Source organism: Rhodococcus sp. IEGM 1408 (genome assembly GCF_033142235.1).
Classification (GTDB): Bacteria; Actinomycetota; Actinomycetes; order Mycobacteriales; family Mycobacteriaceae; genus Dietzia.
Genome location: NZ_JAWLRW010000006.1, coordinates 1 through 20,648, shown reverse-complemented (window position 1 = coordinate 20,648; position 20,648 = coordinate 1). Strand labels below are relative to the sequence as shown.

Sequence of the window (20,648 nt, the reverse complement as noted above, 5' to 3'; positions counted from 1 at the left end):
CCGCGACCGCTCAGTAGACGGGCCCGGTGAACTTCTCGCCGGGGCCGTCTCCGGGCTCGTCGGGGTACGCACTCGCCTCGCGGAACGCACGCTGCAGGCCCTGGAGGCCATCGCGCACCACCCCGGCCTGCGGACCGAGGTACTCGGCGGACCCCGTCACCAGACCGGCGAGCGCGTTGATGAGCTTGCGGGACTCGTCGAGGTCCAGGTGCGGGCTCGCGGTCGGTTCGTCGTCGGAGAGCCCGAGCTTCTCCGCCGCCGCGCTCATGAGCACGACGATCGAACGGAAGATGATCTCCTGGGCGGACACGTCGGCGAGGTCGACGATCTCGACCTCGCGTGCGTCGACATGGTCCCCGATCAGGTTCTCCACGGCCGGTTCGGCGGAGGGATCAGTGGACGAGGGCTGGTCGATGTTCATGCCGAACACTGTCCCATGGACGCGCGATCGCCGGACTCCCGGACCGGTTTGGGGGTCCCCGCACATGCTGGTAGAGTTCTGCCTCGACTGTGGGAATCCGCTATATGGTGGGTTCCGACGTCCAAGAGGAGCCTTAACTCCCACCATCCGACGCTCGGAGTTGTCAGCAACCCAGGGCAGTTTGATGGTCACCACCCTCGACGAGGGGTTCTGCGAGAGTGTCGCAGTTCATTTGTCGTCGACGGGTGAGGAGTGAGAGGCCCCCGGTTTTCCTGCCGTGGGGCCTTCTTGGTTTCACCGGCCCGGCCGGTGGGTCCGAGGTCCCTCGAGGGCGGATGCGCGACCGCGCCGGCGGTCGTGACAGAGCACCATCTACCGAGGAGGGCCCATCAGCGCCGAAACCCGTATCAACGAACGAATCCGTGTCCCCGAAGTCCGACTCGTCGGCCCCGCGGGCGAGCAGGTCGGAATCGTTCGAGTTGAGGATGCACTCCGACTGGCCCTGGAGGCCGATCTCGACCTCGTCGAGGTCGCGCCCACGGCGCGCCCGCCGGTCTGCAAGATCATGGACTACGGCAAGTTCAAGTACGAGGCGGCGCAGAAAGAGCGCGAGTCGCGGAAGAACCAGCAGCAGACCGTGGTCAAGGAGCAGAAGCTCCGTCCGAAGATCGATACCCATGACTACGAGACCAAGAAGGGGAACGTCATCCGTTTCCTGGAGAAGAACTCGAAGGTCAAGGTCACGATCATGTTCCGCGGTCGCGAGCAGTCGCGTCCCGAGCTGGGTTTCCGGTTGCTCCAGCGTCTCGCGGACGACATCACCGATTACGGGTATGTCGAGACCAGTGCCAAGCAGGACGGCCGCAACATGACCATGGTCGTGGCCCCCCACAAGGGCGCCAAGACCCGCGCCAAGGCGCAGGAGTCCAAGGTCACGGATCCCGCCTCGGAGTAGGCCCCAGCGCCTAACAGACCACCGGACGCACGTCGTCCGCTCACCCGAGACCTCGCCGGTCTTTCGGGACGAACCATGTGAGGAAGACCGATCATGCCGAAGATGAAGACCCACAAGGGCACCGCCAAGCGCTTCCGGAAGACCGGGACCGGCAAGCTGGTGCGCCAGCAGGCCAACCGCCGCCACATCATGGAGAAGAAGCCCACCAAGCGCACCCGTCGTCTCGACGGCCGCACCGACGTCGCCAAGGCTGACGTCCCCCGCATCAAGCGGCTTCTCGGGCTCTGAGCCCTCTTCCATACGCAGAACCTTGGTCGCCGCGAGGCGATCACCAAAAATTTAGTGAGGAATGACTAGTGGCACGCGTAAAAAGGGCAGTAAACGCCCAGAAGAAGCGTCGGACTGTACTGGCGTCGACCAAGGGCTACCGGGGACAGCGCTCGCGGCTGTACCGCAAGGCCAAGGAGCAGATGCTCCACTCGATGACCTACAGCTACCGCGACCGTCGCGCACGTAAGGGCGACTTCCGGAAGCTGTGGATCACCCGCATCAACGCGGCGGCCCGCGCCAACGACATGACCTACAACCGTTTTGTCCAGGGCCTCAAGCTCGCGGGTGTCGAGGTGGACCGCAAGGTGCTCGCCGACCTCGCCGTCACCGATCCGGCCGCCTTCACGGCGCTGGTCGAGGTCGCGCGCAAGGCTCTGCCGGCCGACGTCAACGCCCCGGCTGCCTGACGCCTGCGACATTGACGCACAGCTCACTGCCCGACGAGGGCACGGGACGACCCGCGGATCCGTTCACTGAACGGACCCCGCGGGTCGTTTCCGCATCCAAGCTCCACCGCGCGGCCGGCCGCCGCAAGTCAGGTCGCTTCCTGGCGGAGGGGGCCAACTCTGTCGAGGCGGCTCTCGCGAGCCGCGCGGCGGTCGAGGTGTTCTGCAGCGAGGACGCGCTCGAGCGGTTCGCCGGACTCGTGAGCGCGGCCTCCGCTGCCGGCATCGCCGTCTCGGTAGTGACCGATCGTGCGATCCGGACGCTGTCGGACACCGTCTCGCCCACGGGGATCGTGGCGCTGTGCCGCTCGGTCGTCCGTGAACCCGGGACCGCGACCGACGGCGTGCCGCGGCTCGTCGCGGTGGGCCACGCCCTGGCCGAACCGGGGAACGTCGGCACGCTCATCCGTGTCGCTGACGCGCTCGGCGCCGACGCGGTGTGGCTCACCGAGGGTGCCGCCGACCCGGAGAACACCAAGGCCGTCCGCGCCTCCGCGGGCAGCCTCTTCCACGTTCCCGTGGTGCGCGGGATCGCCGAGGCCGACCTGGTCGAGCGGGCTCATCAGCAGGGGCTCCAGGTGGCCGTGGCCACCGGCGACGGGGAGATCGACGTCGAGCACGCCGACGACCTGCTGGCCGAGCCCACCGCGTGGATCTTCGGCAACGAGGCACACGGCGTCCCCGACCAGCTGGCCCGGGCGGCCGACATCCGCGTCCGCATCCCCCTCCGTGGTCGGGCCGAGAGTCTGAACATCGTCACCGCGGCCTCGATCTGCCTCCATACCAGCGCACGCCTTCAGACCGGAGTCTCTTGACAGCCACACTCACCGCCCGCGGCCTCGGCGCCTCCCGGGGGGCGCGGACCCTGTTCGACGGGCTGGACCTCGTCGTCGCCGAGGGGGACGTCTGGGGTCTCACCGGACCCAACGGCGCCGGTAAGTCGACGCTCCTCCACGCCCTGTCCGGCGAGCCCGACGCGGAGATGACGGGGACGGTCACCGTGAGCCCCCCGCACGCCACGGTCGGCTTCCTCCGTCAGGAGGTGGACCGGTACGACGACGAGGTGGTCCGCGGCTTCCTGCACCGCGTGACCGGCGTCGCCGCCGCGCAGGAACACATGGACGCGCTCGCGGAGCAGATGGCGGACTCGGACTCGGCCGCCGACGCCTACGGCGACGCCCTGGAGTTGTGGCTGGCCCTGGGCGGTGGCGACCTGGACGAGCGGATCCCGGTGACCGCCGCCCGCCTCGGACTGGACCACGCCGTGCTGGACCTGCCGATGGTCGCGCTCTCGGGCGGGCAGGCGGCCCGGGTCAACCTCAGTGCGGTGCTGCTCAGCCAGTACGACGTCCTGCTGCTCGACGAGCCCACCAACGACCTCGACCTGGCCGGGCTCGCGGTGTTGGAGGAGTTCATGCGGACCGAACGCCGTCCGATGGTGGTGGTGAGCCACGACCGGGAGTTCCTGGCCCGGTGCGTGACCGGGATCATCGAGCTCGACTCGGCCCAGCGGCAGATCACGGTGTTCGACGGTGGATACGAGTCCTACCTGGCCGAACGCGTGCTGGCGCGGCAGCGGGCCCGCGACGCGTTCGAGGAGTACGCGGGGCGGGTGGGTCAGATGAAGGACCGCATGCAGACCCAGAAGACCTGGCTGGACAAGGGCGTCCGCAACTCCATGCGCAAGGCCGGCGGCAAGGACGTCGAGAAGGACAAGCACATCCGTAACCGCGCCGGTCAGCGGTCGGAGAAGCAGGCGGCCAAGATCTCGCAGACCGAGCGCGCCATGGAACGACTCGATGTGGTCGAGGAGCCGCGCAAGGAGTGGGAGCTGCAGATGGAGATCGCGGCCGCACCCCGGTCGGGTTCGGTCGTGGCCGTGCTGTCCGAGGCCGTGGTCCGCCGCGGCGACTTCGTGCTCGGTCCGGTGACCCTGCAGATCGACGCGGGGGACCGGGTGCTGGTGAGCGGGGCCAACGGTTCCGGCAAGTCCACCCTCCTCACGCTGCTGCTGGGCGATCACCTCCCGGACGCCGGCCGCGCGACCACCGGCGCGGGCGTCCAACCCGGTCGGGTCGACCAGGCCAGGTCCGAGTTCGGCGGCCCGGAGCCCCTCCTGGACACGTTCTGCGTGGCCGCCGATCCCGCGGGGCTCGACCCCACGGAGGGTCGCACCCTGCTGGCCAAGTTCGGGCTGAGCGGGGAGCACGTCGCCCGGTCCTGCGCGTCCCTGTCACCGGGGGAGCGGACCCGGGCGGCGCTGGCGCTCCTGCAGCAGCGCGGCGTCAACCTGCTGGTACTGGACGAGCCCACCAACCATCTGGACCTGCCGGCGATCGAGCAGCTCGAGCAGGCGGTGGAGGCGTTCGACGGCACGGTGCTCCTCGTCACCCACGATCGGCGGATGCGCGAGACCTTCCGGTCCACCCGTGAGCTGGTCGTGGAGGCCGGGTCGGTGCGGGAGCCGCGGTAGCGGTTGCGCGTCCCGTCGCCCGGCAGCGCGCAGGTGGGCCAGGGGGTCCCCTTCAGAAGATCGACTAGTCTGTTTGCGGAATGCCGCCGGTGGTCAGCGGCTGTCGGCCGGACGGGGAGGACGTAGCACAGGTGAGCGAAGACACGAGCGCGGTCGAGGTACGGATCGACGAGGAGTCGCTGGAGCGGTACGCCGCGGAGGCCGAGAGCGCGTTTGCCGCCGCCGCGGACCTGGACGCCCTGGCCGCCGCGAAGACCGCCCACCTGGGTGACCGCAGCCCGATCGCGTTGGGACGCCGGACCCTCGGGTCACTGCCCAAGGAGCAGAAGGCCTCCGCCGGCAAGACCGTCAACGTGGCCCGGGGCCGGGTGCAGCGGTCGTACGATGCCCGGCTCGCCGAGCTCCAGGCCGAGCGCGACGCCGCAGTCCTGGTGGCCGAGACCCTGGATCTGACCGTCCCGTCGGGGCGCGCGCCCGTCGGCGCGCAGCATCCCATCACGATCATCACCGAGCAGGTGGCGGACGTCTTCGTGGCCATGGGTTGGGAGATCACCGAGGGGCCGGAGGTGGAGGCCGAGCACTACAACTTCGACGCCCTGAACTTCCTGCCCGACCATCCCGCGCGCACGCTGCAGGACACCTTCCACATCGCGCCCGAGGGCAGCCGCCAGGTGCTGCGCACGCACACCTCGCCGGTCCAGATCCGGACCATGCTGGACCGGGAACCGCCGATCTACGTGGCCTGTCCCGGCCGGACCTTCCGCACCGACGAGCTCGACGCCACCCACACCCCGGTGTTCCACCAGGTCGAGGGCCTGGCGATCGACAAGGGGCTGACCATGGCGCACCTGCGGGGCGCGCTCGACGCGTTCGCCCGCGCGCTCTTCGGACCGGAGACCCGCACCCGGATGCGGCCCAACTACTTCCCCTTCACCGAGCCCTCCGCCGAGGTCGACGTGTGGTTCCCCCGCAAGAAGGGGGGCGCCGGCTGGGTGGAGTGGGGCGGCTGCGGCATGGTCCACCCCAACGTCCTGACGGCCTGCGGCATCGACCCCGAGGTGTACTCCGGCTTCGCCTTCGGCATGGGTCTCGAGCGGACCCTGCAGTTCCGCAACGGCCTGTCCGACATGCGGGACATGGTCGAGGGTGACGTGCGGTTCTCGCTGCCCTTCGGCATCCGCGCCTGATCCACGTCCCGCCTGATCAGCACGACGCCTGATCGCCGCCTCCCTTCCCCCCGACCTTCCACCCGAGAAGACGAAGGACCCCCACAGTGCGAATTGCCCAGTCCTGGCTGACCGAGATCCTGCAGCGGGCCAACGCCGGTTGGTCGGTGACCCCGGCCGAGCTCGACGCCGGGTTCGTGCGCGTCGGCCTGGAGGTCGAGGGTGCGCCCGAGCAGCTTCCCCAGGTCTCCGGCCCGCTCACCATCGGGCGGGTCAGCAGTATCGAGGAGCTGGAGGGGTTCAAGAAGCCGATCCGCTTCTGCCTGGTCGACGTCGGCGCGGCTGAGCCGCAGCAGATCGTGTGCGGGGCCCGGAACTTCGCTTCAGGGGACCTGGTGGTGGTGGCCCTGCCGGGGACCGTGCTGCCCGGCGGGTTCGAGATCGGCAAGCGGGAGACCTACGGCAAGCCCAGCGAGGGCATGATCTGCTCGGCGTCCGAGCTGGGGATCGGTTCCGACCACAGCGGGATCATCGTCCTGGCCCCCGGCACCGCCGAGCCCGGAACCCCCGCCGGCCCGGTACTGGACGCCGGAGCGGTGGGTCCCGATACCGTCATCGAACTCAACGTCACCCCGGACCGCGGCTACTGCCTGTCGGCGCGAGGCCTTGCCCGGGAGCTCGCGTGCGGGTTCGACCTGGACTTCGCCGACCCGGCCGTCGAACTGGGTCTGCCCGCCGGTGGCGAGACCTGGCCGCTGGAGGTGGCCGAGGAGGCCGGCGCGCAGCGGTTCGCGCTGCGGAGGGTGACCGGCGTGGACCCGTCCGCCCGCACCCCGTGGTGGATGGTCCGGCGGCTGCTGCTGTCGGGCGTGCGACCGATCTCACCGGCGGTCGACGTGACCAACTACGTCATGCTCGAGCTCGGCCATCCCATGCACGCGTTCGACGCCGCGACCCTGCGGGGCGGGCTCACCGTCCGCCGGGCGCGGGCGGGGGAGAAGCTCACCACCCTCGACGACGCCGTGCGCACCCTGGACCCCGAGGACGTGGTGATCTGCGACGACCGCGGCCCGATCTCGCTCGCCGGCGTCATGGGCGGCGCGGACACCGAGGTGTCCGACCAGACCACCGACGTGCTCCTGGAGGCCGCGGTGTGGGACACCCTCGCGGTGTTCCGCACGATCCGCCGGCACAAGCTGCCGAGCGAGGCCGGGAAGCGGTACGAGCGTGGGGTCGACGCGGCCGTCTCGATCGCCGCGCTGGACCGGGCCGCGACGCTGCTCGCGGAGATCACCGGCGGCACAGTCGAGGACTCGCTCACCGACGTCGGTTCCGCGCCCGTCATGCCGACCATCGCGTTCGACGAGGGTCGGCCCGCCCGCGTCGCCGGCGTCGACTACCCGGCCGGCACCGCGCGCCACCGCCTCGAGCAGGTCGGGTGCACGGTCTCCGGGGTCGATTCGGACCGGTTCGAGGTCACCCCGCCCACGTGGCGCCCCGACCTGACCCTGCCCGCGGACCTGGTCGAGGAGGTCGTGCGCCTGGAGGGGTTGGAGAACATCCCGTCGGTGCTGCCCACGGCGCCCGCCGGCCGCGGCCTGACCGCCACCCAGCGCGGACGCCGCGCGGTGGGCCACGCCCTGGCGGCGGCCGGGCACGTGGAGGTGCTCACGTCCCCGTTCTGCGACCCGTCGGTGTTCGACGCCATGGGTCTGGTCGACGACGACGAGCGGCGCGACACCATGTCCGTGGTCAATCCCCTGGAGAGCGAGAAGGGGCACCTCGCCACCACGCTCCTGCCCTCGTTGGTGGAGATCGCCCGACGCAATCTCACCCGCGGCACGCGCGATCTGGCCCTGTTCTCCGTCGCGCAGGTGTCCTTCCGCACCCCGACCACCGGGGCCGTGGCGATGCTGCCCGTCGACCGCGAGCCGACCCCGCAGGAGCGGGAGCAGCTGAGCGCGTCACTGCCCGAGCAGCCGCTCCACGTAGCCAGCCTCTACACCGGTAGGCGTGTCCCGGCGGGTCACTCCGGGCCGGGCCGCGAGGCGGACGCCCTCGACGCGGTCGAGGCGGCCCGGATCGTCGCCCGCGCGCTCGGCGCCGAGGTCGAGGTCCGTGCGGCGGAGTACGAGCCGTGGCATCCGGGCCGCTGCGTGGAGGTCCTCGTCGACGGCGAGGTGGTCGGCCACGCCGGAGAGCTGCATCCCGCGGTGTGCGAGCGCTTCGGGCTACCGGCGCGGTCCTGCGCCGCCGAGCTGGACCTCACCGCGATCGGCGCCCGCGAGGTGCTGCCCGCGCCGTCGATCTCGGCCTACCCGTCCGTCAACCAGGATGTCGCGCTCGTGGTGGACGTGGGCGTCCCCGCCTCGGCCGTCGAGGCCGCGCTGCGCTCGGGTGGCGGAGACCTCCTCGAGGGTGTGCGGCTGTTCGACGTCTATACCGGCGCCCAGCTGGGTGAGGGCCGCAAGTCCCTCGCCTACGCCCTGACCTTCCGCGCCGTGGACCGGACGCTCACCGAGGACGAGGCCACCCGGTGGCGAACGGCGGCGGTCGACGCCGCGGAGGCGGAAGTGGGGGCGAGCCTGCGTGGCTGACCCAGCGGCTGACCCAGTGGCCGACCCAGTGGCTGGATCCGAGTACGTCCGCGTTCCGCGGGTGCTCTGCATCGCCGGCACCGACCCGTCGGGTGGCGCCGGCCTGCTCGCCGACGTCAAGTCCGTCGCGGCCATGGGCGGCTACGCGATGGGCGTCGTCACCGCGGTCACGGTGCAGAACACCCGCGGCGTCACCGGCGTACACGCTGTTCCCGTCGACACCGTCCTGGCGCAGCTGGACGCGGTCGCCGACGATGTCCGGATCGACGCGGTCAAGATCGGCATGCTCGGTGAGGCCTCGCTCGTCGAGGCGGTGGGGGACTGGCTGCAGCGTCGCCGGCCTCCGCACATCGTCCTGGACCCGGTCATGGTCGCCACCACGGGCGGCAGGCTCGCCACCGAGGACGCGTCCCGGATGCTGCGTGACCTGGTCCCGTTCGTCGACCTCGTCACGCCCAACGTCCCGGAGCTCGCCGTGCTGTGCGGGGAGCCCACGGCGACCCACCTCGAGATGATCGTGGGGCAGGCCGAACTCGTGCACGAACAGACCGGGTCGGCCGTCCTCGCCACGACCGGGGACCTCGAGGACGGCAGCTCCGAGGACGTCCTCGTGGAGTCCGAGGGCGGGTGGCGGACCACCCGCCGTCTGCCTTATCTCCGCGTCGACACCCCGCACACCCACGGCACCGGCTGTTCCCTGTCGTCGGCCCTGGCCACAGCCCGGGTCGGCGCGGAGGACTGGCGCGCGGCCTACCGGCGGGTGCGGCCCTGGTTGGACGGCGCACTCCAGGGGGGACTGTCCCTCGAGGTGGGACAGGGTTCCGGTCCGCTCGACCACACCTGGTTCCTGCACCGTTGAGTATCACGGGCCCCTGAGCTGCGACGCCCCTCCCGTTGTCGTACACCTGTGCGAATATTCGGCTCGTAGACCAGCCGAGATCATCAGGAGTAAAACATGACCACCTCGCAGAATTCCGCAGAGTCGTCGTCCGCCAAGGCCCTCGACCGCGTCCGCAAGCTGTTCGCCAAGGCCGAGAGCGTCGCCGGCACCCCGGAGGCGGAGGCGCTGCTTGAGCGCGCCTACGCGCTGCTCGCCAAGTACGGGGTCGACGAGGCGCTGGCCAGGTCGGGACCCGACGCGCGACCCACGGAAGTGACGGTCCTCGACTACGTGGTCTCCGGGAAATATCAACCCGACCAGGTGAGTCTGGTGGCGTCGCTGGCCGGTGCCATGCACTGTCGCGCCGTCACGTCCGGCCGCGGAGACGGCACCAAGGTCGTCCACATCGTGGGCGTGCGTCGACACGTCGAACGGGTCGGGATGCTGGCCGGGGCGCTCACCGCGGTCATGCTGGCGGCGGCAGCCCGCCAACGGCCCGGTCCGGGGGTGTCGCCGGTGACGCACCGCAAGTCGTTCATGACGGGGTTCGCCTTCGAGGTGGGCCGTCGACTGGCCGCGGCCGAACGCGGTGCCGTCGCCGAGAGCACGGACGCCGCCGGGGCCGGGATCGTCCTGCGGTCGGACGCGCAGCGCGCGGACACCGAGCTACGCCATCGGTTCCCGACCGCGGTCCCGGGTTCGCGGCGAAGGGTCGGCACGTCGGGTATCGAGGAGGGGCGTCGAGTGGGCGGATCGGTGGACCTGGGTCAGCGCCGCTTCGACGGGGGCCGGCGGCAGATCGGGGCCTGAACGGACGCGGGCAGGGCGGCGTGTGCAATATATTGCAATCTGATGCATACTTGTGCGTATGGCAATCAAGGTAGCGGTCGCAGGTGCATCGGGATACGCGGGCGGGGAGTTCCTCCGTCTCCTGCTCGGGCACCCGTCGTACGTGTCGGGGGAGATGGAGATCGGCACCCTCGCGGCGGCCTCCAGTGCAGGGCATCGTCTTGCCGAGCATCACCCGCACCTGCTGCCGCTCGCTGACCGCGTCCTGGCCGAGACCAGCGCGGACACGCTGTCCGGGCACGACGTCGTGGTCCTGGGCCTGCCGCACGGGCACTCCGCCGCCATCGCCGAGCAGTTGGGACCGGACGTCCTCGTCGTCGACCTCGGCGCGGACTTCCGGCTCACCGACTCGGCGGACTGGGAGGCCTATTACGGCTCCCCGCACGCCGGCACATGGCCGTACGGGCTGCCCGAGCTGCCCGGGGCACGTGAGGCGCTGCGATCCACCCGTCGGATCGCTGTCCCGGGGTGTTTCCCCACCGGGGCGACGCTCGCGCTCTTCCCGGCCGTGGCCGCGGGACTGGTCGACGCCTCGGCCATCACGATCGTCTCGGTCACCGGGGCCTCGGGGGCCGGCAAAGCGGCCAAGGTGCCGATGCTCGCCTCGGAGGTCATGGGCTCGGCCAAGGCGTACGGCGTCACCACCCACCGGCACACCCCGGAGATCACGCAGAACCTCCGGACGGTCACCGATTCGGAGGTGTCCGTGAGTTTCACGCCCGTGCTGGCGCCGATGGCGCGCGGCATCCTCACCACGGCCGTCGTCCCGACCACGGCGAGTGCGGAAGAGCTGCGCCGGGTGTATGCCGACGCCTTCGAAGGCGAGCCGTTCGTCCATGTCCTCCCCGCGGGCGTCCAGCCGATGACCGCCTCGGTTCTCGGGTCCAACGCCGTCCAGCTCGGGATCGAGGTGGACGAGCGGGCCGGTCGCGCGGTGTTCACGGCGGCGATCGACAACCTCGCCAAGGGCACCGCCGGTGGGGCGATCCAGTCCATGAACCTCGCGCTCGGGCTGCCCGAGACCGCTGGGCTCAGCACGGTCGGCCTGGCCCCGTGAGTGCGGAACCCCTTCCCGGAGCGACGTCGGGCGGCCACGCCCACGGCCTCGATATGTGGTGGGACCCGGACGAGACCCACGCGATGTTCTGGGTCGCCCCCGCGGGAGCGACCGCCGTGCTCGATGTCGTCGGCAACGGTGACGGTACCGACGCGGTGGAGCTGCAGTGGAGCACCCTGAGCGCAGCGGTCCCGTCGACCCGCGCGGTCGTCCTGCTCGACGGCCCCGGTTTCGGTGACCCCGGCGAGGACTTCACATTCGCCCACAGTGTCGCCGAGGACGTCGCCCGGTTCGTCACCGCCCGCTCGGGCGTGGAGGCCGGCCCGATCGAGGTGCTGGTCTTCCGGCCGGACACCGACTCCGCCCCCTGGCCCGAGCCCACGGACACACCGGGCGGAGCCGAGTTCCGGTTCCCGCACCGCGGCGGAGCCGACGTCCACCTCAATCTGACCCTGCCCGCACCGACTCCGCCCCCACCGAACGTCCCCACAAACTCCGGAGAAGCCTGAGATGACCACCGAGATGAACGACGGGTCCACCCAGTTGACGCCGTTCGTCCGCGCGCACGTCCTCGCGGAGGCGCTGCCGTGGCTACAGAAGTTCCACGACAAGATCATCGTCGTGAAGTACGGCGGCAACGCCATGGTCGACGACCGGCTCAAGGCGGCGTTCGCGGCGGACATGGTGTTCCTCCAGACCTGCGGTTTCAAGCCGGTGGTCGTCCACGGCGGCGGCCCGCAGATCACGTCGATGCTCGGCCGCCTGGGCATGGAGGGTGAGTTCCGCGGCGGCTTCCGGGTGACCACCCCCGAGGTCATGGACATCGTCCGCATGGTGCTGTTCGGCCAGGTCGGCCGCGAACTGGTGGGGCTCATCAACGCTCACGGCCCGTACGCAGTGGGGATCTCCGGAGAGGACGCGGGCCTGTTCACCGCGGTCCGGCGGACGGCGATGGTCGACGGCGAGCCCACTGACATCGGCCTGGTCGGCGACGTCGAGTCCGTCGACCCCCGGGCCGTTCTGGACCTCATCGAGGCCGGGCGGATCCCCGTCGTCTCCACCATCGCCCCCGACGCCGACGGCACCGTGCACAACATCAACGCCGACTCCGCCGCCGGCGCCCTGGCCGTCGCCCTGGGCGCCGAGAAGCTCATCGTCCTCACCGACGTGGAGGGGTTGTACACCGACTGGCCGGACCGGTCCTCGCTGGTCACCCACCTCGGGACCGAGCCGCTCGAGCGGCTGCTCCCGTCCCTGGAGAGCGGGATGGTCCCCAAGATGGAGGCGTGCCTGAGAGCGGTGCAGGGGGGAGTGCAGGCAGCGCACGTCATCGACGGTCGCGTCGAGCACTCCGTGCTGCTCGAGGTCCTCACGGAGGGCGGCATCGGCACCATGGTCACCCAGGGCGACCACGAGAACCGCATCTCCGTAGGAGGCGGGAAATGAGCGCGCCGGACCACGCCACCCTCACTTCGCGGTGGGACGGCGCACTCATGCGCAACTACGGCACCCCGCCGCTCGAGCTCGTCTCGGGCCGCGGCGTGACCGTCACCGCCGCCGACGGCCGCGAGTACGTGGATCTACTCGGCGGGATCGCCGTCAACGCGCTCGGGCACGCACACCCCGCGGTGGTGGACGCGGTGAGCCGGCAGGTCGCCGAGCTGGGCCACGTGTCCAACCTCTACGTCCACCCGAGGGTGGTGGAGCTTGCCGAGCGGCTGGAGTCGCTCCTCGCCGTGGACGAGCCCGTCCGCGCGTTCTTCTGCAACTCCGGAGCCGAGGCCAACGAGGCCGCGTTCAAGATCGCCCGCCGCACCGGCCGCCCCCGGATCATCGCGGCCGAGAACGGCTTCCACGGTCGGACCATGGGGGCGCTCGCCATGACGGGTCAGCCCGCCAAGCGTGAGCCCTTCGCGCCCCTGCCCGCGGGGGTCGAGTTCTTCCCCTACGGCGACATCGCGGCTCTCACCGCGCTGGTCGAGCAGGCCCCGGGCGACACGGCGGCCGTCATCATCGAGCCGCTCCAGGGGGAGGGCGGGGTCGTGGAGCCGCCCGAGGGTTTCCTCGCCGACGTGCGGGCGCTGTGCACCGAGCACGGCATCCTCATGATCGTCGACGAGGTCCAGACCGGGATCGGTCGGACCGGGGCCATGTTCGCCTCCCGCCGGGCCGGCGTCGTGCCCGACGTCATCACCCTGGCCAAGGGCCTCGGGGGCGGACTGCCGATCGGCGCCTGCCTGGGGATCGGCGCGGCCGGGGAGCTGCTCACCGCCGGACAACACGGCACCACGTTCGGCGGGAACCCGATCTCGTGTGCGGCCGCCCTGGCGGTGCTCGAGACGATCGAGTCCGACGACCTGATCGCGCACGTCGACCGCCTCGGCAAGTTCCTCGCGGCGGAGATCGAGTGCCTGGACCACCCACTCGTCGACCATGTCCGTGGAAGCGGGCTGCTGCTCGGCGTGGTCCTCACGGCCCCCCTCGCCAAGGCTGTGGAGGAGGCCGCCCGGGCGGCCGGCTACCTGGTCGGTGCCACAACCGCCGACGTCGTCCGGCTCGCCCCTCCGCTCGTCCTCACCGAGGCGCAGGCTGCACGGTTCGTCGCCGATCTGCCCGCGATCCTCGACACCGCGACCCCGAAGGACTCCACCCCATGACCGCAGCGCAGTCCGGAGCGCAGCCCGCAGTGCGGCATTTCCTGCGCGACGACGACCTCAGTCCCGCGGAACAGGCCGAGGTCCTCGATCTGGGTATGCGGCTCAAGGCCGACCCGTTCTCGTCGCGCCCTCTCGAGGGGCCGCGCTCGGTCGCCGTGATCTTTGACAAGACCTCCACCCGGACCCGGTTCTCGTTCGACGCCGGGATCGCGCAGCTCGGAGGCAACGCCATCGTCGTGGACTCCGGCTCCACCCAGATGGGCAAGGGCGAGACCCTCTCGGATACCGCCAGGGTGATGTCGCGCTACGTCGAGGCGATCGTCTGGCGCACCTACTCGCAGGACGGGCTGGCCGAGCTCGCCGCGCATTCGGACGTGCCCGTGATCAACGCGCTGACCGACGACTTCCACCCGTGCCAGATCCTCGCGGACCTGCTCACGGTCCGGGAGAACTTCGGCCGGACCGCGGGGTTGCGCGCGGTGTATCTGGGCGACGGCGCCAACAACATGGGGCACTCCTACCTGCTCGGGTTCGCCACCGCCGGCATGCACATCACCATCGCCGCACCGGAGGGCTACCAACCGACCGGGCAGGTGGTCGCCGACGCCGAACGGGTGGCGGCGGAGACCGGAGGGTCGGTGACGATCACCACCGACGTCGACTCCGCGGCCGTCGGAGCGGACGTCCTCATCACGGATACCTGGGTGTCGATGGGGATGGAGGACTCGGCCACCGACCGGCTCCGCGATCTGGCGGACTACCAGTTGGGACAGCGCGCGGTCGACACGGCGTCCGACGACGTGATCGTCCTGCACTGTCTTCCCGCCTACCGCGGCAAGGAGATCACCGCCGAGGTCATCGACGGCCCCCGCAGCCGGGTCTTCGACGAGGCCGAGAACCGCCTCCACGCCCAGAAGGCATTGCTCGTCTGGCTTCTGGAGCGGTCATGACCACGGCGGGAGCGGTCACCAGGACCGCCAGGCACGCCCGCATCGCCGAGATCCTCCTGCGGCGACCGGTCCGCAACCAGACCGAGCTCGCCGACGCACTGGCGCAGGAGGGCATCGCGGTCGCGGTGGCCACCCTGAGTCGGGACCTCGACGAGCTCGGCGCCGTCAAACTCCGCGGCGCCGACGGCGGCGCGGGACGCTACGTCATCCCGGAGGACGGCAGCCACGTCCCCGGGGTCCCCGGGGGCACCGACAGACTCGGCAGGCTCCTCGGGGACCTCCTGGTGTCGGCGGACCACAGCGGCAACATCGCGGTCCTGCGTACCCCGCCGGGAGCGGCGAATTTCCTGGCGAGCGCGCTGGACCGCGCGAACCTCGACGACGTGGTGGGCACGATCGCCGGGGATGACACCATATTCGTGATGGCCCGCGAATCGGTCGGGGGTGCCGAGCTCGCGAGCCGGCTCTCATCGCTCTCCCGACGCCAGCTCTGACACCCGCGACGCAGGACCCCACGACGCACGACCTACAGACCGCACGCCACAGCCTCACCCCACACCACAGCCTCACCCCGCACCACAGACTCACCCCGCACCACAGACTCACCCCGCACCACAGACTCACCGCACACTGATCTCAACCATCAAGGAGCACACCATGTCCGATCGCGTCATCCTCGCCTACTCCGGCGGCCTCGACACCTCCGTCGCCATCAGCTGGATCGGCAAGGAGACCGGCGCCGAGGTCGTCGCCGTCGCCATCGACCTGGGCCAGGGCGGGGAGGACATGGATGTCATCCGCCAGCGGGCCCTGGACTGCGGCGCCGTCGAATCGGTGGTCGTGGACGCCCGCGACGAGTTCGCCGACGAGTACTGCGCCCCCACCATCAAGGCCAACGGCATGTACATGCGGGAGTACCCGCTGGTCTCGGCGATCTCGCGGCCTCTGATCGTCAAGCACCTGGTGACCGCGGCCAAGATGCACGGCGGCACGTCCGTCGCCCACGGCTGCACCGGCAAGGGCAACGATCAGGTCCGCTTCGAGGTGGGCTTCGGCGCCCTCGCCCCCGATCTCGACGTGATCGCCCCGGTCCGCGACTACGCCTGGACCCGGGAGAAGGCCATCGAGTTCGCCGAAGAGAACAGCATCCCGATCAACGTGACCAAGAAGTCGCCGTTCTCGATCGACCAGAACGTGTGGGGCCGCGCGGTGGAGACCGGCTTCCTCGAGGACCTGTGGAACGCCCCCACCAAGGACGTCTACGACTACACCGAGGACCCCACCCTCAACTTCGCCGCCCCGGACGAGGTCACCGTCACCTTCTCCGAGGGGATCCCGGTCGCGATCGACGGCCGCAAGGTCACCGTGCTCCAGGCGATCGAAGAGCTCAACCGGCGCGGAGGCGCGCAGGGCGTCGGCCGGCTCGACATGGTCGAGGACCGGCTCGTCGGCATCAAGAGCCGTGAGGTCTACGAGGCGCCGGGCGCGATGATCCTCATCACCGCGCACAAGGCCCTCGAGGACGTCACCCTCGAGCGTGAGCTGGCCCGCTACAAGTCCGGCGTGTCGGACACCTGGTCCAACGCGGTCTACGACGGCCTGTGGTTCTCGCCGCTCAAGTACGCCCTCGACGCCTTCATCGAAAACACCCAGGAGCACGTCTCCGGCGACATCCGGATGGCGCTGCACGGTGGCTCGATCGTCGTCAACGGCCGTCGTTCCGACTCGTCGCTGTACGACTTCAACCTCGCGACCTACGACGAGGGCGACACGTTCGACCAGAGCTACGCCAAGGGCTTCGTCAACCTCCACGGCCTGAGCTCCAAGATCGCCGCCAAGCGGGACCTCGGACTGTGACCGACGCCGGACGGCAGCAGGACCGGCACGGCACCAACGCCGGTGCGTTGTGGGGAGGCCGCTTTGCCGGTGGCCCCGCCGAGGCCATGGCCGCGCTGAGCAAGTCCACGCACTTCGACTGGGAGCTGGCGCCGTACGACATCCGGGCGTCCAAGGCCCACGCGAGGGTGCTGCACCGCGCGGATCTGCTCTCCGGCGCGGACCTCGATGCGATGCTCGACGGGCTGGACCGTCTGGCTGCCGACGTCGACTCCGGGGCGTTCGTCCCGTCGGAGTCGGACGAGGACGTGCACGGGGCCCTGGAACGCGGTCTGATCGACCGCGTCGGGGTCGAGGTCGGGGGACGCCTGCGGGCCGGGAGGTCCCGCAACGACCAGGTGGCCACGCTGTTCCGCATGTGGCTGCGCGACGCGGTTCGCGCCGTGGCCGAGGGCGTGATCGGCGTGGTCGACGCGCTGGTCGCCCAGGCCGACGCGCACACCGACACGGCGATGCCGGGCAAGACCCACTTCCAGGCGGCCCAGCCGGTCCTGCTCTCCCATCAGCTCCTGGCCCACGCGCAGCCGCTCCTGCGGGACATCGACCGGATCCGGGACCTGGATCGGCGGCTCGCGGTCTCGCCGTACGGCTCGGGCGCCCTGGCCGGCTCGTCGCTCGGGCTCGACCCGGATGCGATCGCCGCGGAGCTCGGCTTCGACCGGGCTGCGGACAACTCGATCGACGCCACCAGCTCGCGGGACTTCGCCGCCGAGGCGGCCTATGTCCTCGCGCAGATCGCGGTGGATCTGTCCCGTCTCGCCGAAGAGGTGATCGCCTGGTCCACCCCGGAGTTCGGTTACGTGACGCTGGCCGACGAGTGGTCCACCGGGAGCTCGATCATGCCGCAGAAGAAGAACCCGGACGTCGCCGAACTCATGCGCGGGAAGACGGGTCGTCTGATCGGCAACCTGACCGGTCTGCTCTCCACCCTCAAGGCCCTGCCCCTGGCCTACAACCGGGACCTGCAGGAGGACAAGGAGCCCGTCTTCGATTCGGTCGCCCAACTCGACCTGCTGCTCCCGGCGATGGCCGGCATGGTCGCCACCCTGGAGTTCCATCCCGCACGGCTCGCCGAGCTCGCCCCGGCCGGCTACACGCTGGCCACCGACATCGCGGAGTGGATGGTCCGTCAGGGTGTGCCGTTCCGCGTCGCCCACGAGGCGGCGGGGGAGTGCGTCCGCGTGGCCGAGGGCCGCGGTGTCGGCCTGGACGAGCTGACCGACGACGAGTTGGCCGCCGTCGATCCCACCCTCACGCCGGAGGTACGGAAGGTGCTCACCGTGACGGGGTCGATAGCGTCCCGCAGCGCCCGCGGGGGCACCGCCGGTACGGCCGTGGCCGCGCAGCGCCGTCGTCTGGGAGAGATCCGTGACGCGCTCGCCGACTGGGTAGGGTGAGCGCCATGTCCGCCATCGACGACCGTCTGCTCAAGATCCTCGCCTGCCCGGAGGACAAGGGCCCGCTCCTGCTGGCGGGGGAGGACACGCTCTACAACCCCCGACTCAGGCGCGCCTACCGGATCGACGACGGTATCCCCGTCCTGCTGGTCGACGAAGCCCGGCAGGTCAGCGACACCGAGCACGCGGAGCTGCTCGCCCGGTCGGGCGGCGACCTGCAGGAGTGACGGGGCTCCACTCGACGCCCGGGACTCTCTCCGAGCCGGAGGGGTTCCGGGCTCTGCTGCGCGCGGCCTCACCCGCTGAGGCCGCGCGCGCCGTGCTCGGCGGCGTCCTGACCCACGGTCCGGTCTCGGTGCGGGTGGTGGAGGTGGAGGCCTACGGCGGCCCGGCCGACTCGGCCCACCCGGATTCCGCTGCCCACACCTGGCCCGGCCCGACCCCGCGGAACGAGATCATGTTCGGCGACGCGGGCCATCTCTACGTCTACCTCAGCCACGGCATCCACCAGTGCGTCAACATCACCTGCCGACCGCCGGGCGAGGGGGGCGGCATCCTGCTCCGGGCGGCCCGGGTGGAGAGCGGCCACGAGGTCGTGGACACCCGCCGGCCCGGAATCGCCGCCGAGCGCCTGGCCCGCGGCCCGGGCAACCTCGGCCGGACCCTGGGTATCGACCTCTCGTTCCGTGGCACGGATGTCCTCGACTCGTCGTCGTCGGTCACCTTCCGTCCCGATCCGCTCCCCGACGACCAGATCCGGATCGGTCCCCGCGTGGGGGTCTCCCGCGACGCGGACCGTCCCTGGCGGTTCTGGGTGGCCGGGGCGCGAGAGGTCTCGCCGTACCGCCGCAGTCCCCGGGCGCCGCGCGTCACCCACCCCGCCCCGTGGCCGCCCGCGCCGTAGATGGGGAAGAATGGCGGCCGTGACCCACAACATCCTCGATGACCTGCAATGGCGGGGGCTCATCGCGCAGTCGACCGACATTGACGCGCTGCGTGCCCATCTCGACGAGGGGACGGTGTCGCTCTACTGCGGTTTCGACCCCACCGGTCCGAGCCTGCACGCCGGTCACCTGATCCCGCTGCTCACCCTGCGCCGGTTCCAGTTGGCCGGGCACCGCCCGATCGTGCTGGCCGGTGGGGCCACAGGGATGATCGGCGATCCCCGCGAGGTGGGGGAGCGGTCCATGCACACCCCGGACACGGTCGCGGAATGGACGGAACGGATCGAGGGCCAGCTGGAGCGGTTCGTCGACCTGAACGAGGGACCCGCGGGAGCCCGCGTGGTCAACAACATGCAGTGGACGGGGCACCTCACCGCCATCGCGTTCCTCCGCGATGTCGGTAAGCACTTCTCGCTCAACACCATGCTCGGGCGAGAGACCGTCAAGCGACGGCTGGATGGTGAGGGGATCTCGTTCACCGAGTTCTCCTACATGCTGCTCCAGGCCAACGACTTCCTCCAGCTGCGCCGGAGCATGGGGTGCACGCTGCAGCTCGGTGGTTCCGACCAGTGGGGCAACATCATCGGGGGCGTGGACCTGAACCGGCGGGTGGACGGTGAATCCGTGCACGCCATGACGGTTCCCCTGGTCACCTCGTCCGACGGCAAGAAGTTCGGCAAGTCCACCGGCGGCGGCAGCCTGTGGCTCGATCCCGCGATGACCAGCCCGTACACCTGGTACCAGTACTTCCTCAACACCGCGGACGCCGACGTGATCCGCTACCTACGGTGGTTCTCCTTCCTCGGTCGAGAAGAGATCGACGAGCTGGAGCAGCTCACCCAGGACAAGCCCCACATGCGGGCCGCCCAGAAGCGTCTCGCCGAGGAGATGACGACCATGGTGCACGGGGTCGCCGCCACCGAGTCGGTGCTGGCGGCGTCGCTGGCACTGTTCGGCCGCGGAGAGCTTGGCGGCCTGGACGAGGCGACGCTCGCGGCCGCACTCGAGGACGCCGGCGCGGTCGACGTGGAGCCCGATGCACCCAGGACGATCGTCGACCTGCTCGCCGCGTCGGGACTGAGCGAGAGCAAGGGTGCAGCGCGCCGCGCAGTCGGGGAGGGCGGTGCGTACGTCAACAACGAACGCATCTCCGATCCGGAGTGGCAGCCGGCGCCGGGCGATCTGCTGCACGGGACGTGGCTGGTGCTGCGGCGGGGGAAGAAGAGCTTCGCCGGGGTCCGGGTCCGCTGACCCGCGGTCGGATCACACGAAGGCGCCGGAAACCCCGGCGCCTTCGCGCATTTTGAGGTATTGACCAGGCGATTTGCGTTCCGGTTCATGTCTGCGTAACTTATTGGAAGTCGCCGACAGCGGCCCGGACCGAGAGGCCCGAGCCGAGGGGAGTGACGGGCTCCACCGAAGAGGCAGGAACCGCCGGTTTGACCGGGACGGGGAGAGTCGCTAGGCTGGAGAAGTTGCCCCGAAAGAGGCGGCGGAGTGAGGTTGTTCCTCGAGAACCGGTGGTCAGGAGACTTTCCGGGGATCGATGTGAAGGTGTTGTTTGAGAACTCAACAGTGTGTTTTGTTTGTGATAGTGCCAAATTTTTTTGGTTTGCGACCTTCACACTCC

The 20,648-nt window shown here is 70.5% G+C and carries 21 protein-coding genes; 20 read left to right on the top strand and 1 reads right to left on the bottom strand.

Features of this window, described 5'->3' with window-relative positions; all coding sequences use genetic code 11:
• Positions 1-10: 10 nt before the first annotated feature.
• On the bottom strand, positions 11-421 hold the full coding sequence (locus tag R4P08_RS10805) for a DUF1844 domain-containing protein (protein ID WP_317813848.1): 411 nt from the start codon (positions 419-421) through the stop codon (positions 11-13).
• 370 nt (positions 422-791) lie between these two features.
• On the opposite strand from R4P08_RS10805, the gene infC reads away from it, so the two are divergent.
• From infC to tyrS, 20 genes are all read left to right on the top strand, one after another.
• Complete coding sequence (gene infC, locus R4P08_RS10800; RefSeq protein ID WP_317814079.1) at positions 792-1,376, top strand: translation initiation factor IF-3; 585 nt, start codon at positions 792-794, stop codon at positions 1,374-1,376.
• Between the two features lie 93 nt (positions 1,377-1,469).
• Complete coding sequence (rpmI, locus tag R4P08_RS10795; protein ID WP_317813847.1) at positions 1,470-1,664, top strand: 50S ribosomal protein L35; 195 nt, start codon at positions 1,470-1,472, stop codon at positions 1,662-1,664.
• Between the two features lie 68 nt (positions 1,665-1,732).
• Complete coding sequence (gene rplT, locus R4P08_RS10790) at positions 1,733-2,113, top strand: 50S ribosomal protein L20 (protein WP_317813846.1); 381 nt, start codon at positions 1,733-1,735, stop codon at positions 2,111-2,113.
• 11 nt (positions 2,114-2,124) lie between these two features.
• Positions 2,125-2,967: an RNA methyltransferase gene (locus R4P08_RS10785; RefSeq protein WP_317813845.1), complete on the top strand. Its 843-nt coding sequence runs from the start codon at positions 2,125-2,127 to the stop codon at positions 2,965-2,967.
• Positions 2,964-4,625: an ABC-F family ATP-binding cassette domain-containing protein gene (locus R4P08_RS10780; RefSeq protein ID WP_317813844.1), complete on the top strand. Its 1,662-nt coding sequence runs from the start codon at positions 2,964-2,966 to the stop codon at positions 4,623-4,625. The genes R4P08_RS10785 and R4P08_RS10780 overlap by 4 nt, the downstream gene beginning before the upstream one ends.
• Positions 4,626-4,705: 80 nt before the next feature.
• A complete protein-coding gene (gene pheS, locus R4P08_RS10775) occupies positions 4,706-5,812 on the top strand; it encodes a phenylalanine--tRNA ligase subunit alpha (RefSeq protein WP_411741193.1) in 1,107 nt (368 codons plus the stop codon).
• Between the two features lie 86 nt (positions 5,813-5,898).
• Positions 5,899-8,388, top strand: a complete 2,490-nt coding sequence (gene pheT, locus R4P08_RS10770) for a phenylalanine--tRNA ligase subunit beta (RefSeq protein WP_317813842.1) — start codon at positions 5,899-5,901, stop codon at positions 8,386-8,388.
• A 28-nt stretch (positions 8,389-8,416) separates the two neighbouring features.
• Complete coding sequence (thiD, locus tag R4P08_RS10765) at positions 8,417-9,247, top strand: bifunctional hydroxymethylpyrimidine kinase/phosphomethylpyrimidine kinase (RefSeq protein ID WP_317813841.1); 831 nt, start codon at positions 8,417-8,419, stop codon at positions 9,245-9,247.
• A gap of 96 nt (positions 9,248-9,343) precedes the next feature.
• On the top strand, positions 9,344-10,078 hold the full coding sequence (locus R4P08_RS10760) for a DUF2786 domain-containing protein (protein WP_317813840.1): 735 nt from the start codon (positions 9,344-9,346) through the stop codon (positions 10,076-10,078).
• Positions 10,079-10,136: 58 nt separating this feature from the next.
• Positions 10,137-11,174: an N-acetyl-gamma-glutamyl-phosphate reductase gene (gene argC / locus R4P08_RS10755; RefSeq protein WP_317813839.1), complete on the top strand. Its 1,038-nt coding sequence runs from the start codon at positions 10,137-10,139 to the stop codon at positions 11,172-11,174.
• Positions 11,171-11,683: a hypothetical protein gene (locus R4P08_RS10750; protein ID WP_317813838.1), complete on the top strand. Its 513-nt coding sequence runs from the start codon at positions 11,171-11,173 to the stop codon at positions 11,681-11,683. The genes argC and R4P08_RS10750 overlap by 4 nt, the downstream gene beginning before the upstream one ends.
• 1 nt (position 11,684) lies before the next feature.
• Positions 11,685-12,620, top strand: coding sequence for an acetylglutamate kinase (argB, locus tag R4P08_RS10745; protein WP_317813837.1), 936 nt, complete (start codon positions 11,685-11,687; stop codon positions 12,618-12,620).
• Positions 12,617-13,831, top strand: a complete 1,215-nt coding sequence (locus R4P08_RS10740; RefSeq protein ID WP_317813836.1) for an acetylornithine transaminase — start codon at positions 12,617-12,619, stop codon at positions 13,829-13,831. The genes argB and R4P08_RS10740 overlap by 4 nt, the downstream gene beginning before the upstream one ends.
• Positions 13,828-14,781 (top strand): ornithine carbamoyltransferase, encoded by a 954-nt coding sequence (argF, locus tag R4P08_RS10735; protein ID WP_317813835.1) that lies wholly within the window; start codon positions 13,828-13,830, stop codon positions 14,779-14,781. The genes R4P08_RS10740 and argF overlap by 4 nt, the downstream gene beginning before the upstream one ends.
• Positions 14,778-15,275: an arginine repressor gene (locus R4P08_RS10730; protein ID WP_317813834.1), complete on the top strand. Its 498-nt coding sequence runs from the start codon at positions 14,778-14,780 to the stop codon at positions 15,273-15,275. The genes argF and R4P08_RS10730 overlap by 4 nt, the downstream gene beginning before the upstream one ends.
• A gap of 163 nt (positions 15,276-15,438) precedes the next feature.
• Positions 15,439-16,638: an argininosuccinate synthase gene (locus R4P08_RS10725; protein WP_317813833.1), complete on the top strand. Its 1,200-nt coding sequence runs from the start codon at positions 15,439-15,441 to the stop codon at positions 16,636-16,638.
• A complete protein-coding gene (argH, locus tag R4P08_RS10720) occupies positions 16,635-18,074 on the top strand; it encodes an argininosuccinate lyase (RefSeq protein WP_317813832.1) in 1,440 nt (479 codons plus the stop codon). Before R4P08_RS10725 ends, argH begins: the two co-directional genes overlap by 4 nt.
• A 5-nt stretch (positions 18,075-18,079) precedes the next feature.
• On the top strand, positions 18,080-18,301 hold the full coding sequence (locus tag R4P08_RS10715) for a Trm112 family protein (protein WP_317813831.1): 222 nt from the start codon (positions 18,080-18,082) through the stop codon (positions 18,299-18,301).
• On the top strand, positions 18,298-18,978 hold the full coding sequence (locus R4P08_RS10710) for a DNA-3-methyladenine glycosylase (RefSeq protein ID WP_411741192.1): 681 nt from the start codon (positions 18,298-18,300) through the stop codon (positions 18,976-18,978). Before R4P08_RS10715 ends, R4P08_RS10710 begins: the two co-directional genes overlap by 4 nt.
• Positions 18,979-18,988: 10 nt before the next feature.
• Complete coding sequence (gene tyrS / locus R4P08_RS10705) at positions 18,989-20,269, top strand: tyrosine--tRNA ligase (RefSeq protein WP_317813830.1); 1,281 nt, start codon at positions 18,989-18,991, stop codon at positions 20,267-20,269.
• Positions 20,270-20,648 lie beyond the last annotated feature (379 nt).

Excerpts from the sequence above, each read along its gene's own strand:
- R4P08_RS10805 (WP_317813848.1), bottom strand. The coding sequence starts at position 421 with ATGAACATCGACCAGCCCTCGTCCACTGATCCCTCCGCCGAACCGGCC.
- rpmI (WP_317813847.1), top strand. The coding sequence starts at position 1,470 with ATGCCGAAGATGAAGACCCACAAGGGCACCGCCAAGCGCTTCCGGAAG.
- pheS (WP_411741193.1), top strand. The coding sequence starts at position 4,706 with ATGCCGCCGGTGGTCAGCGGCTGTCGGCCGGACGGGGAGGACGTAGCA.
- R4P08_RS10760 (WP_317813840.1), top strand. The coding sequence starts at position 9,344 with ATGACCACCTCGCAGAATTCCGCAGAGTCGTCGTCCGCCAAGGCCCTC.
- argC (WP_317813839.1), top strand. The coding sequence starts at position 10,137 with ATGGCAATCAAGGTAGCGGTCGCAGGTGCATCGGGATACGCGGGCGGG.
- argB (WP_317813837.1), top strand. The coding sequence starts at position 11,685 with ATGACCACCGAGATGAACGACGGGTCCACCCAGTTGACGCCGTTCGTC.
- R4P08_RS10740 (WP_317813836.1), top strand. The coding sequence starts at position 12,617 with ATGAGCGCGCCGGACCACGCCACCCTCACTTCGCGGTGGGACGGCGCA.
- argF (WP_317813835.1), top strand. The coding sequence starts at position 13,828 with ATGACCGCAGCGCAGTCCGGAGCGCAGCCCGCAGTGCGGCATTTCCTG.
- R4P08_RS10730 (WP_317813834.1), top strand. The coding sequence starts at position 14,778 with ATGACCACGGCGGGAGCGGTCACCAGGACCGCCAGGCACGCCCGCATC.
- R4P08_RS10725 (WP_317813833.1), top strand. The coding sequence starts at position 15,439 with ATGTCCGATCGCGTCATCCTCGCCTACTCCGGCGGCCTCGACACCTCC.
- R4P08_RS10715 (WP_317813831.1), top strand. The coding sequence starts at position 18,080 with ATGTCCGCCATCGACGACCGTCTGCTCAAGATCCTCGCCTGCCCGGAG.
- tyrS (WP_317813830.1), top strand. The coding sequence starts at position 18,989 with ATGGCGGCCGTGACCCACAACATCCTCGATGACCTGCAATGGCGGGGG.